Raw genomic sequence first — 11,525 nt, 5'->3', positions numbered from 1 at the left:
AAGGAAAGCAGCGGAACATGATTCCGCTGCTTTCTTTGTAATGCTAAGACCCTATAGCTTCCAGGCTGACTAAACCGTTCTTGGCCGAAACACGGTTCCTGCCAAGATCTTTTGCCTGAAAAAGCAGCTGGTCTGCCAGGATATAGGCTTTTTCCATAGGAGTTTCTGTGTTCACCTTCCCATAATAAAGACCGAAAGAGGCTGTATATCCTATCTGAATCCTTTTTCCGTGGAAATCGGCTTCAGCCGGCTTTTCCAAAAGCCCCCGGTTAATATCTTCAATCAGCTTGCTGCATTGATTAAAGTTCCTGCCGCGGAGGAAAAGAGTGAATTCCTCTCCGCCGCTCCGGATAAGGACATCTTCCTCTGTGAGCACCCCTTTCAGGCAATCCGCAAAATGCCTGATAACGCAGTCGCCTACTGCGTGGTTATAAGAGTCATTGATCAGTTTAAATTTGTCTATATCGGCCACTATGATCCCAACCGTTTCCTGGGCCTTGTCCAATTCCTTCATTTTCTGATCCATGAAGGCGCGGTTATGGACACCTGTGAGAAAGTCGGTATATGCCATCTGCTCAAATTTATCGCGCTCATATTTATGCTGTGCACTCTGTGACTTGGAAAGGAAAGACCGGCTCACAAGATAATTCAGCAGGAACAGGCCAAGGAGCATATCCCATTTCCCTTGCTGGAGGAAAAGAAGGAGGAACCCGTTTGTAAAAGCGATCTTTCCCATATCAAGGACACTCCTGCTTTTTATAAAATCGATTGCCTCCCTGCGCGTATTGATTTCTCCAAGGAACGAGAAGAAAATGATCAAATAAAGGTCAGACAGGATGGCTGTCACGGTAATAAGCAGCAGCATCAGCAGCCAGAAGCCGAATGGGATGCCTTCCATCCGGGGATACAGAGATTGAAAGATGAAATAGGCAATGCTGTTATTCAGCGTAAAGGCACCGATATTGTAAAAGGTATGGACGAATTCATCAGGATCTGCTGTTTTGGTCTTCACTTTTGTAAAATAAACCGTAAAGCGATAGAGCGTCTCGAATATCAGCAGCCCTGCCGGCCCGGCGAAAAGTCCGAATGAAAGGCTGTAGGTAATGCCATAGTCAATGGTCGAGCTGCCCAGCTTGCTGTGTATCCTAAGATGGAAATAAGAAGCAGAAAAGATCCAATAAAAAGCAAGGGCCAGGAGATATACATTCATCTCCGGAACCGTCCATTCCGATTGGGAAGCAACAGCAAGTGAGGTGAAGAAAATAAAAAAGATAAATAATCGCGCCTTTAGCATAATTGGTATTTGGACCCCTTCCCCGCGATTGTTATAAAAAAATCGGTCTTAAAAAGTCAAACAGCTTAACTGCCACAAACCTATTTTCTAATTATATAGCAATTTAAAAATTCAGAACATAAAAAAAACAAATATTACATGATTTTCCCAAATAGAACAGAAGGGTGCCAGGCACGGCAGATGGACATTTGTCCAACTAGGGTGCCTGGCACATAAGAAAATTGTCGAGATTTATCGGATTGTTACCGTTTCCATTTTTTTAACGAATAAATTTGCTTATCCTTTGTTAATCTGTTATCATAAAGTGAAATTATTTTTGTTCGGTATATAAGGAAAGAACAGTTTTGATACTTTTCGCCTTGATAACTTTGAGCAAGAATAGTAATACAATGTGTGTTTACACGCAAGGAGGCAACAAACATGGCTACAGGTAAAGTTAAATGGTTTAATGCAGAAAAAGGATTCGGATTCATCGAAACTTCAGAAGGTCAAGATGTATTCGTTCACTTCTCAGCTATCCAAGGCGAAGGTTTCAAAACTCTTGACGAAGGTCAAGAAGTTTCTTTCGACATCGAAGAAGGTCAGCGCGGACCTCAAGCTTCTAACGTAGTTAAAGGCTAATACGCAAAGAACGGGCACTCAATTGAGTGCCTGTTTTTTTTTCGGCAAAAAGGAAAGGACACCCGCCCTATAAACGGCGGAGTCCTCTTTAACGGTCATTTCCTTTTAATATTGCTCATAATAAAGCCGCTCTCTGGAAATGTCGGCATCCTGGAAAGGCTGAAGCTCAAGTCCTGATTCTCCGGAACAGAATAGTCGATCTCGTTCACGAGGAAGTCAAGGCTTGCTTTCATAACCTCAATCGTTATGCCTTCTCCGGGACAGCGGTGGCCTTTCGAGGCATCGCCGCCGCCTTGAGGGATCAGGTCAAAAAGGCTGCCGTCCCAATTTCCGAAACGCTCCGGCCGGAATTCGTACGGTTCCTCCCAAAGCAGCGGGTCATGGTTGGTTCCGTAAATGTCGAGAAGGACAAGCATCCCCTCTTTGAATTCCGCCTCATTCCAGATGAAGTCTTTGCGTACAATCGCTCCAAGGAACGGACCGAAAGGATAAAAGCGCCGCACTTCCTGGACAAACATTTCAAGCTCGCTGCCGCTGCGGGTCTGCAGCATCTCCTTATAGCGGGGATGACCGTGAAGGGCAAGGGCAGAAAAGGCAATGAAAGTCGAAATGGCAACAATCGGGCGGAGAACATTGATGAGCTCGACAGCGGCCATTTGTGAATCAAGATGAGTCCCATCCAGATTTTTGTGGAAGGCCATTTCATACAGGGCAGTACCTTCTTCTGCAGCCAGCTTTCCATCTCTGACATCCTCGATAAGACCCCGTATCCAGTCTTCTGAGCTGCCCCTCGCATGCCTGCCTTTCCAATGGCGGGGACCAACCGCCCCGAAGGCGTCTACCATATCGGCAAACTCTTCAGCTCTCTCTTTTTCATCCTCCTGCTTCAGCGGGACACCCGCCCATGCACAGGCTGTGCGGCAGAGAATAACCTTTGCTTCTTCCATCAGCACAACTTCACGGCCGTCTTCCTGCCATTTGGCTGCCGTTGCCTTCCATTCATTCATGACCATCCCGGCAAGCCTTTTTTGGTGGGGAGGCGTCATCAGGGACATGAACAACAGTTTCCGGTGGATATGGGCGTCACCGTCCATCGTCTGGATGGCATTTTCACCAAACAATGTTTTTTGTATCCGTTTGGGAGCTGCCCCGTTTCTTTTGAAACGGTCTGTATCATAGAATAGCCGAGCCGCTTCTTGTCCGCTCATGCAAATCACCTTTTGCCCGAGCAGCCGGGCTTCAAAAAGCTCTGTTCCGTACCGTTCTTTTCTGTTAGGAATAAATTCGTAGCCTTCCTTCATTAAAGTAAGGCTGTTATCAAGACTTTTATCATGAGGAATCTGCCCGTTCATGGCCATCAGCATCTGCTCCTTTGTATACCTGCATTTGTCTTGTATTATTTTTCACTAATTGCAGGCGGTTAAACACCGGGCTTAAGTTTCTTTAATAGAAACTTCTGAAACCCGGCAATATTGTTTGCGGGAACAAAAAAACTCCCCATCAAGTAATGGGGAGAATGACAGATTATTTAATCATCCTTAAGTATTCATCCAGCTGGCTGAAGGTGCTGGAGTATTCCTGGTGCAAACCATCAAGTGCAGCTTCAAAGCTGCGCTGCTCATGTTCTTCAGGATTTAGAGGGGACGCGAACAGCTCTATCTCGGTTTGATCCTCCGAACTGAGGAAGCCTACATGATTGACCACTTCAAGAGGCCATCCGGAATTAAAAGGAGCGCGGACAGCACTCCCTTCTTCATCTGAAAATGAATTTATAAATACGAGCTTATCCGGAGGAGAAATTTCATCAAAGATGAACCGGCCCCATATTTCATATCCTTCGGGAGACTTTTGGCTATAGTGGAACATTCCTTTTGGATGGAGTTCCAGCATGGTGACCTTCATGGCATAACCTTTTGGGCCCCACCAGTTCTTGAGGTGCTCTGCTTCTGTCCATGCTTTGAATACAAGCTCGCGCGGCGCATCGAATTTCCTTGAAACCACTAGCCCGGTTCGGGTATCTTTTAGCATTGTCATGTCCTCCTCCTTTGAAATATTCAGCCGAGGGAGGTGGGAAATAGAAGCTGCGAAGTCTGGCCCGGCCATAATTATACTATTCTAAATATACGTTAAAAGAATGAAAGCTGTAAATTTATTTATCAAAAATGAAGTTATATTTTTCCTGGAAAAGACTAATTCCCTATGCAATCATATGTTCTATTATGCTAGTATAATAAGTAACTTATAAAAAAAGACAGGATGACAGCATGAACGGAACAGCGCATATGACAGTCGGGGCCGTCATTGGATTTATGGCAGCAAATGCCGTGCAATCAAGCCCTGCGGAAACTCTTGTACTAGTGGGGATCGGCACAGCTTCAGCCCTCTTGCCGGATGCCGATATCGACGGCAAGCTCAGCAATAAAATTACGATATCACATAAAGCAATCCGCTCGATTGCCCAGACGATAGGGCTTTTGATGTGTTTGTACAGCTTTCTTGAAGGAGGAGATCAGGAGCGCTGGCTCGGAATGGGGGCTGGTGCAGCCATTGTAATCCTGGCATCCTTCATCACGAAGAGGAGGATGCTGACGGTTACAGGAATCGGGATAGCGGCCGGCGGCTTGTCTCTTCAGGAAAGCTGGCTTTTGCTTTTGGGCATATACATCATTGCAGCATCATTTGTCTCCCATAGGACCTACACGCATTCAGCGGCTGGCCTGATTTTCTTTGGGGTGATTGCCTATCAGCTCGATAGCTCCCTTGGGATAGAAGGAGTCTTTAAGACCTGCATGGCTGCCTATGCGAGCCATCTTATCACCGATATGAAGTTTTTACCTTTTAACAGGCGCGGCATTAAATTATTGCTGCCATTTTCATCAAAAGAGATATGAAGAAGCAGTCCTGAAGGGGGCTGCTTCTTTTTATAAGCTGGAAAGTTATATCCTGAAAATGCCATCTTTCATTCCCTTCTTGAAAGTTTAGCTTTCCGGAAAAGAAGGAAAAATAATGTTCAAGCAGATAAATCATCTATGAATTGGAAGTGGACAACTTGAAAAAGGGTTTTGCAGGGATAGCGATTGCCGTTGTAGCCTTAGTCATCATTTTTATGATGCTGGGATCCAGCTATAATGGATTTGTAAATGCCGAGGAAGATGTGGACAAAGCGTATTCTCAGATCGAGAACCAGCTTCAGCGAAGGCTGGATCTGATCCCAAACCTCGTTAATACAGTCAAAGGATATGCAGCACATGAGAAGGAAGTCATCCAATCCATCTCTGATGCCAGGGCGAGGCTGGCAGGCGCAAGGACGCCGGAAGAAGAAGCGACGGCCAATACCGAGCTTTCAAATGCATTGAGCAGGCTGCTCGTTGTGGTCGAGAACTACCCGAATCTGAAGGCGGACAAGCAATTTACGCAGCTGATGGATGAACTTGCCGGAACAGAGAACCGGATATCGGTGGCACGCCAGGATTATAATGAGCAGGTAGGAAGCTACAACAAAAGAATTAAAAGGTTCCCCGGTGCGATTGTTGCCAATGTGACCGGCTTTGATGAGAAAGAATACTTCCGGGCCGATCCAGCTGCCGAAGAAGCGCCTGAAGTTGATTTTGGGGGCAATGAGTAATGATCCGGCATCGGGCATTCCCTTTTGTTCTGGCCCTTCTCCTGCTGTTCATCTCTGCAGGCGCAGCACACGCTGAAGAAAACGGAATTCCCGCCCCGTCCGGGGATATATATGTCCAGGATTTTGCAGATGTCCTAAGCCTGGAGCAGGAAAATGAAATACGGGCCCTCGGGCGCTCTCTTGAAGACCGGACCACTGCCCAGGTAGCAGTCCTGACAGTGGAAACAACCGGGGGAAGGCCAATTGAGGAATACGCGAACCAGGCATTCCGGCAATATGCAATCGGCAGTGCCGAAGAAAACAATGGCGTCCTGCTTGTTCTTGCCATGAAGGACAAAAAAGCCCGGATTGAAGTCGGCTATGGGCTGGAGGGCCGGATACCTGACGGCAAAGCCGGAAGGATACTTGATGAAATGACGATTCCGCTGCTCCAGGCCGGACAGCCGGGGCAGGCTGTCCTTGACACATATAAAGCACTTGCCGGCGAAGCCGCAGCGGAGTATGGCCAGGGCCAGGGTACAGCACAGCCTGCAGGAGAGCAGGGCACAGGCATTCCTTCCTGGCTATTATTTATTATTATCGTCGGGGTCATTGTGCTGGATTTCATGTTCTTTGGCGGTACACTGACCTATATTCTTCTTTCTGTCATTTCGCGGGGCGGAGGAAGAGGCGGCGGAGGCGGACCACGCGGCGGCGGGGGAGGCTCATCCGGCGGCGGAGGTGCCAGCAGGGGCTGGTGAGAGAGAAAAGAAGGGCTGCTTGCGTGTGATTTTGCCGATTCGGTAGAAAAAGTCAGGAAATAATCAAAAAAACACCGGCTTTAAGTGAATGAATCCTTCAATCGGTAAATTCAAGCACCGCTCTGATTCTAAACCACTCACATTCAACCGCTGCAAACACGTCTTAAGGCTAACCCCGAGCTTTAGACGAACAGATTAATAAAAAGCCGGAAACTATGAATGATTAGTTTTCGGCTTTTCACCATTTTAGGATAATATTTTTGAAATCTTCTTCATCGCTTCGTCCGGGCAGAAACCGGAGAAATGCTGCAATAGTTTTTCTCTGGCATCCTCTCTGCTGATAGCGAGGCGCTCAATCCCGTTTTTCTCCAGCCAGCTTTCCATCGTTTCATAGGAGGTGCTGTTCCATCCGTTCGTTTCCCCTGCTTCATTTTGTTTTTCCTTTATTCCGGAAATGACAATATCCATGCTTCCCTGCAGTTCCTGCAATCCTTGGTCGAAAGCCTTTTTGTGCTCTTTGCCAAGCATGTTCGCCTCTTTCCGCAAAAGGCGTGTATCAATTCCTTCCTGTGAGCGGATAAGGCTGTACAGAGTCAGCGCTTCTTTTGAAAGCTCCCCCTTATGGTATCTTTCTTCAGGCCCATCGTTTTTTCCCAGAACAGCGAGAAAAAGAGGTACCCAGTCTTTTGAAATGAAAACTGCCTTTTTACTGATGAACTTTCCGTAAGCGGCAATCCCTTCCCCCGCAAACCGGGTCCGCCATGTCCAAGGGTCTGAATCTCCCCCTGCATGCCAGCTTACAGGATCCGTAATGGTATTGAGCGCCGGGTATCCCGGAATGAGGGGAGCCAGCGGCAGCAGGCCTGTCTCCTTGATGATGACTGCTGCTTCATTAAATTCCACTGCTTTGTAATCTTTCATGATTCAGCTTCCTCCTTTGGATAATATCTTTCTATGTATCTGCCTTTTTTCAATATTTCATCAGGCGAAGCGGCTGTCCACTCTTCGACGGTGCTGCCTGTTTCTTCAATGTAGGCTTTCACGATTTTGTATCCTTCGCTGTAGCCGTAATGGAGGGGAAGGGGGCCACCGCCATTAAGCACTTCAAGTGATCGGCTAAAGTCAGCCTTATGGAGGTCGTCTCTCACCTTATTCCAGAAAACTGGAGCTGCCTTTGTATCGAGGGGGAGGCTGGTCATTCCCGGATATACTGTTTCTTCAAACATGACGGCTTTTCCCTCAAAAACAAGGTTGTCCAAAACTGTATTCTGATGAGAACTCTCAAAATGCTGCTCTGTCCATGTGCTGTGATGGTATTCATGGGATATTGAACTTTTGATCATGCGATCAGAAGAATTATAATCACTATAATAAAAAATAATCCTGCCTGCACCGGTGGCCACCATGGTTTTAACCATTGTGTTGTCTGTCGGAAAAATGCACACATTGATGTCTTTAGTGGATGGGAGAATTTCAGAAGATTTTTCGAGCGCTTCTTTAATCAGGGAGTCCAAACGCTCTTTGTTCATTGAATTTATTACTTTTTTAAGGGTGCCTGGAAATTTGTTCACCTGATAATCCTGGATTTCCTCTGCCATATGAGGGTAATCAAGGTCTGTAAAACATTCCTTTTCAATAGGCTTAAGAATTTTTTCTTCATAAAGTGCCTGCCGTTCCTGGCGTGGTGTCTGTTCAAGATTATCCAGATAATCTTCATAGAGGTACTGTGCATGGACAATGTTGAAATTCTGGTTTCCGCCATCATTTTTGAAGGATGAGACGACCGGCTTAGTTGCTTCATCGGCCTCTTTTTCACATCCGGCAAGAACTGCAGAAATGAGTATGAGAGTAACCAGCGTAAGGAGGGGCTGTTTCATCACTGGTACCTGCCTTTCTGTTAAATTAGGATATAAATATTATAGTTTAATTTGGAAAAAATTACATGGTGTATCCCGTATCTCCTTTCACCTTGAAAACGTTAAGCATATGTCCAGGAAAATGATTGGAGGCCGATTATGAAAAAACTGCTCATTTTAGGAGCCAGCGGGCTTATAGGAAAAGCTTTGGCGGAACAGGTAAGGGAGGATTTTAAGATTTATGCTACTTATCATTCTGCGGTGAATAGAACTGTGTCCGAGAGGGACATTCAGCTTGATGTCGGTGACCCTGGTGCTGCAGGGAGCCTGATTTCATCCATCAGGCCGGATATCACGGTTTCCTGCTTAAGGGGGGACTTTTCCGCTCAGCTGAAGTTCCATCAGGAGCTTGCGGAAGCAATGAAGGATGGAAACTCCATGCTTTATTATTTTTCAACAGCCAATGTTTTTGATGGGGATTTTTCAAAGCACCATAACGAGAATGATATGCCTCAATCACAGACCGATTATGGCCGTTTTAAGATCCGGTGTGAAAGCATGCTGCAGGGGGTTCTGGGGGAGAGGGCAGCGATCATCCGGATTCCTGCAATATGGGGGAAGAAATCTCAAAGGTTAAGCCATCTTAAAGATGCGCTTCAGAAGAAGGAAGGGATGGAGGCTTACACTCATCTGGCATGCAATCATTTAACGGATGTGCAGCTGGCGAGGGCGGTGAGTTATATGATGGAGAACAGGCTGAAGGGAATCTTCCATTTAGGAACAAAAGATATGCTTTCGCAGTTTGCATTTGCCGCCAGGCTGGCAGAGCGTCTGCCAGGAAATCAGGAGAGTATCCGGCCTGTCATTTTCAAGGACGAACATAACAGCTATCATTTTGGCCTTGAGTCCATCAGGCAGGATATTCCTCCGCATCTGGTATTCTCTCATGACGATATGATCGAAGAATTATTGAAGTAAACAAAAAAGGGCCGAGGCCCTTTTTGTAGTTTATGCCGCGCGGAAATCCTTGCTGTTCACCCGCAGCTGGCGGTATTTGAATATCTGGCTGATATACCAGGCGAGCACGGCGGCCGCCAGCGAGAAGCCAATGATCATGGACAGCCGGTAATCCATCCCCAATCCTTCCGGTGCGTAAAAAATATACGTGCAGACGACGCCTGTCATAAACAGGGCCGGCACCCCGCAGATCCAGTGAAAGCGGCTGTTCTTCAGAAGGTATACAGTGCCTGTCCACAGCATGACGGTAGCAACCACCTGATTGGTCCAGCCCACATATCTCCAGAGGAAAGTGTAGTCAATGGTTGCCAGGAACAGAGCCGGCACTGCAACCAGCACGGTTACCAGAAGAATCTTGATTTTGCTTTCCATATTAAAGAATTTGGCAAAGATTTCAGTCAGGATCATACGGGAAGAGCGAAGTGCCGTATCTCCCGTGGTGATAGGCAGAATGATAACGCCAAGAATGGCCAGGATTCCGCCAAGTGTCCCAAGAAGGGAGGTGGAGATTTCATTCACGACTCCGGATGGGCCTCCTGCTGCGAGTGCCTCTCCCAGGCCGGCTGTTCCATTGAAAAAGGTCATGCCGGCTGCTGCCCAGATAAGGGCGATGACGCCTTCAGTAACCATGGCGCCATAAAAGATTTTGCGGCCGTCTGATTCTTTTTTCATCGTACAGGCGACAATCGGGCTTTGCGTACAGTGGAATCCTGAAATGGCTCCGCATGAAATGGTGACCATCAATAGCGGCCAGATCGGCAGCTCCCCTGGATGAAGGTTCTCCAATGTCAGGTTGGGGATGCTTTTACCGGAAAAAAGTAATGAAATGCCGATTGCCAATGCCATGAAAAGCAGGATGCCGCCGAGCAGAGGGTAAATCTTCCCGATAACGCGGTTGATCGGCAGGATGGTTGCCAGCAGGAAATAGGCAAAAATAATCAGCAGCGAGACCGTAAAACTGAGAGGTGTCAGCTGGGCGATCAGCTGGGCGGGGCCGGCGGTGAACGCGGCTGCCACCAGCACCATCAATACAAGCGAAACGACGCTGATAATGGTTTTAACGGTTTGTCCGAGATAACGGCCGACAAGGGAAGGGTATTGTTCTCCCTGATGGCGGAGGGACATCATGCCTGAAAAATAGTCATGGACGCCTCCTGCAAAAATTGTTCCTGCCACTATCCAAATAAAGGCTGCAGGACCGTATAAGGCTCCGGCCACCGCTCCGTAGATCGGCCCGAGGCCAGCTATATTTAAGAGCTGAATCAGGTTTCCCTTCCACCAGCTCATCGGTACATAATCGAGATTGTCCCTTTTCGTATATGCAGGTGTCGGAGTGCTGTCATTAATGATGAATACGCGTTCCACAAATTTAGAATAAAAAACGTAGCCGAGTACAAGCAGGACTAGTGCTCCAAAAAAAGTAGCCATTATTGTTCTCCTCCTGTTGATTGCTTTTGGAATATGAAACATTTTAACACTTTTATGCATAAAAACAACAGATTTTTCAGAAAAAATATAAAATTTGGTTTATTGGCTCTGGACACCATTCTTGCACCAGAGCCTATTTAATCATAAAGAAAGCCCTTACTGCCCAGCGGACTTTTTTCCTGAATTCCAATAAGCTATGGGCTGTTGCTTCTAGAGGAAATGGGGAAGATGCATGTATGATATTCCGATAGTGCGGGACACTAACGGCTATTAAGACACATGACGGCAGGAGCATTAAATATGAGCCACACAGCTGCCCATTACGCCATTTTATGGACCGTTCTGATTGCTACCGGTGCAGGCAGTCTATATTTGATAAGGTATAACACTCTCCGCTATGGGATTATGTTCATATTGAGCAGCATCACTGCCGCACTATTCTGCGTAATGTTTTTCAGGATGGGCTTTTACCGCTATGCTCTGCCAATGAAAGAGGTTCTGCCGGCAGCAGCCGTCAGCTTCAGTTTCCTGGCAATATTATTGATTAGGTACAGACCTGAAAAAAACACTTTTCCTTTCTTTTTTATCAGTATCACAGCCGTGTTTTCCATTGAAGTCCTTTTAAAGGATTATGCGGGCTTTATAAGGTTTCACAATGGCTGGGATTATTGGGACTCTTATTCCCTTTATTGGCTTTTCCTCCGCCTGATGGGGTTTGTGGGCGAGTTTTTTATCCCAAGAGCCTACCGGACCCCAATCAGAACAAATACAAAGGGTTATTGGCTTCTTTTTATTGCCATGTTGATTTATGCCTGCTTTGGTGTGTATATACTAAATAAAGGATGGGCGGAAATATTGTAGTTGTGCAAAAGCTGCTGCCAGGCAGCTTTTTCCAATTAATTAAGGTAAATATATCCACTTTAGAGAAAAGGATGTAAAATGGG

Annotated in this window: 12 protein-coding genes; 6 read left to right on the top strand and 6 right to left on the bottom strand. The window is 46.6% G+C overall.

Translation table 11 applies throughout. The annotated features are described in order from the left end of the window. Positions 1 to 43: 43 nt before the first annotated feature. Entirely contained in the window at positions 44 to 1,294 is a 1,251-nt protein-coding gene (locus Q9R36_RS10735) for a GGDEF domain-containing protein (RefSeq protein ID WP_311225084.1), read from the bottom strand. 420 nt (positions 1,295 to 1,714) lie between these two features. On the opposite strand from Q9R36_RS10735, the gene Q9R36_RS10730 reads away from it, so the two are divergent. Continuing rightward, a complete protein-coding gene (locus Q9R36_RS10730; protein WP_009792392.1) occupies positions 1,715 to 1,915 on the top strand; it encodes a cold-shock protein in 201 nt (66 codons plus the stop codon). Between the two features lie 95 nt (positions 1,916 to 2,010). Here Q9R36_RS10730 and cypC read toward each other — a convergent pair whose 3' ends face one another. Both cypC and Q9R36_RS10720 read right to left on the bottom strand, forming a co-directional pair. Continuing rightward, complete coding sequence (gene cypC / locus Q9R36_RS10725) at positions 2,011 to 3,267, bottom strand: CYP152 family fatty-acid peroxygenase CypC (protein ID WP_311225146.1); 1,257 nt, start codon at positions 3,265 to 3,267, stop codon at positions 2,011 to 2,013. Positions 3,268 to 3,439: 172 nt separating this feature from the next. Then, positions 3,440 to 3,949 (bottom strand): SRPBCC family protein, encoded by a 510-nt coding sequence (locus Q9R36_RS10720; RefSeq protein ID WP_101551975.1) that lies wholly within the window; start codon positions 3,947 to 3,949, stop codon positions 3,440 to 3,442. A 230-nt stretch (positions 3,950 to 4,179) separates the two neighbouring features. On the opposite strand from Q9R36_RS10720, the gene Q9R36_RS10715 reads away from it, so the two are divergent. From Q9R36_RS10715 to Q9R36_RS10705, 3 genes are all read left to right on the top strand, one after another. Further along, a complete protein-coding gene (locus tag Q9R36_RS10715; RefSeq protein WP_009792389.1) occupies positions 4,180 to 4,806 on the top strand; it encodes a metal-dependent hydrolase in 627 nt (208 codons plus the stop codon). Positions 4,807 to 4,964: 158 nt separating this feature from the next. Continuing rightward, positions 4,965 to 5,540: a LemA family protein gene (locus Q9R36_RS10710; protein WP_094768056.1), complete on the top strand. Its 576-nt coding sequence runs from the start codon at positions 4,965 to 4,967 to the stop codon at positions 5,538 to 5,540. Further along, positions 5,540 to 6,280, top strand: coding sequence for a TPM domain-containing protein (locus tag Q9R36_RS10705; protein WP_101551973.1), 741 nt, complete (start codon positions 5,540 to 5,542; stop codon positions 6,278 to 6,280). The genes Q9R36_RS10710 and Q9R36_RS10705 overlap by 1 nt, the downstream gene beginning before the upstream one ends. Positions 6,281 to 6,526: 246 nt before the next feature. Here Q9R36_RS10705 and Q9R36_RS10700 read toward each other — a convergent pair whose 3' ends face one another. Both Q9R36_RS10700 and Q9R36_RS10695 read right to left on the bottom strand, forming a co-directional pair. Further along, complete coding sequence (locus tag Q9R36_RS10700; RefSeq protein WP_101551971.1) at positions 6,527 to 7,201, bottom strand: AlkZ-related protein; 675 nt, start codon at positions 7,199 to 7,201, stop codon at positions 6,527 to 6,529. Then, positions 7,198 to 8,157, bottom strand: a complete 960-nt coding sequence (locus Q9R36_RS10695) for a DUF2268 domain-containing putative Zn-dependent protease (RefSeq protein ID WP_101551969.1) — start codon at positions 8,155 to 8,157, stop codon at positions 7,198 to 7,200. Before Q9R36_RS10695 ends, Q9R36_RS10700 begins: the two co-directional genes overlap by 4 nt. Before the next feature lie 138 nt (positions 8,158 to 8,295). Here Q9R36_RS10695 and Q9R36_RS10690 point away from each other — a divergent pair, with 138 nt between their 5' ends. Continuing rightward, a complete protein-coding gene (locus Q9R36_RS10690; RefSeq protein ID WP_101551967.1) occupies positions 8,296 to 9,114 on the top strand; it encodes a sugar nucleotide-binding protein in 819 nt (272 codons plus the stop codon). Positions 9,115 to 9,144: 30 nt separating this feature from the next. Here Q9R36_RS10690 and Q9R36_RS10685 read toward each other — a convergent pair whose 3' ends face one another. Then, positions 9,145 to 10,581 (bottom strand): carbon starvation CstA family protein, encoded by a 1,437-nt coding sequence (locus Q9R36_RS10685; RefSeq protein ID WP_022543309.1) that lies wholly within the window; start codon positions 10,579 to 10,581, stop codon positions 9,145 to 9,147. A gap of 300 nt (positions 10,582 to 10,881) precedes the next feature. Here Q9R36_RS10685 and Q9R36_RS10680 point away from each other — a divergent pair, with 300 nt between their 5' ends. After that, entirely contained in the window at positions 10,882 to 11,442 is a 561-nt protein-coding gene (locus Q9R36_RS10680; RefSeq protein ID WP_022543310.1) for a CBO0543 family protein, read from the top strand. The last annotated feature ends 83 nt before the right edge of the window (positions 11,443 to 11,525 follow it).

It is taken from the genome of Bacillus sp. AG4(2022), from assembly GCF_031844465.1.
In the GTDB taxonomy this organism is placed as follows: Bacteria; Bacillota; Bacilli; order Bacillales; family Cytobacillaceae; genus Bacillus_AB; species Bacillus_AB infantis.
The sequence above is the reverse complement of the archived record's forward strand: the minus strand, read 5'-3'. Positions and strand labels throughout refer to the sequence as shown.

Excerpts from the sequence above, each read along its gene's own strand:
- Q9R36_RS10730 (WP_009792392.1), top strand. The coding sequence starts at position 1,715 with ATGGCTACAGGTAAAGTTAAATGGTTTAATGCAGAAAAAGGATTCGGA.
- Q9R36_RS10690 (WP_101551967.1), top strand. The coding sequence starts at position 8,296 with ATGAAAAAACTGCTCATTTTAGGAGCCAGCGGGCTTATAGGAAAAGCT.
- Q9R36_RS10705 (WP_101551973.1), top strand. The coding sequence starts at position 5,540 with ATGATCCGGCATCGGGCATTCCCTTTTGTTCTGGCCCTTCTCCTGCTG.
- Q9R36_RS10735 (WP_311225084.1), bottom strand. The coding sequence starts at position 1,294 with ATGCTAAAGGCGCGATTATTTATCTTTTTTATTTTCTTCACCTCACTT.
- Q9R36_RS10685 (WP_022543309.1), bottom strand. The coding sequence starts at position 10,581 with ATGGCTACTTTTTTTGGAGCACTAGTCCTGCTTGTACTCGGCTACGTT.
- Q9R36_RS10695 (WP_101551969.1), bottom strand. The coding sequence starts at position 8,157 with ATGAAACAGCCCCTCCTTACGCTGGTTACTCTCATACTCATTTCTGCA.
- cypC (WP_311225146.1), bottom strand. The coding sequence starts at position 3,267 with ATGAACGGGCAGATTCCTCATGATAAAAGTCTTGATAACAGCCTTACT.
- Q9R36_RS10720 (WP_101551975.1), bottom strand. The coding sequence starts at position 3,949 with ATGACAATGCTAAAAGATACCCGAACCGGGCTAGTGGTTTCAAGGAAA.
- Q9R36_RS10680 (WP_022543310.1), top strand. The coding sequence starts at position 10,882 with ATGAGCCACACAGCTGCCCATTACGCCATTTTATGGACCGTTCTGATT.
- Q9R36_RS10715 (WP_009792389.1), top strand. The coding sequence starts at position 4,180 with ATGAACGGAACAGCGCATATGACAGTCGGGGCCGTCATTGGATTTATG.
- Q9R36_RS10700 (WP_101551971.1), bottom strand. The coding sequence starts at position 7,201 with ATGAAAGATTACAAAGCAGTGGAATTTAATGAAGCAGCAGTCATCATC.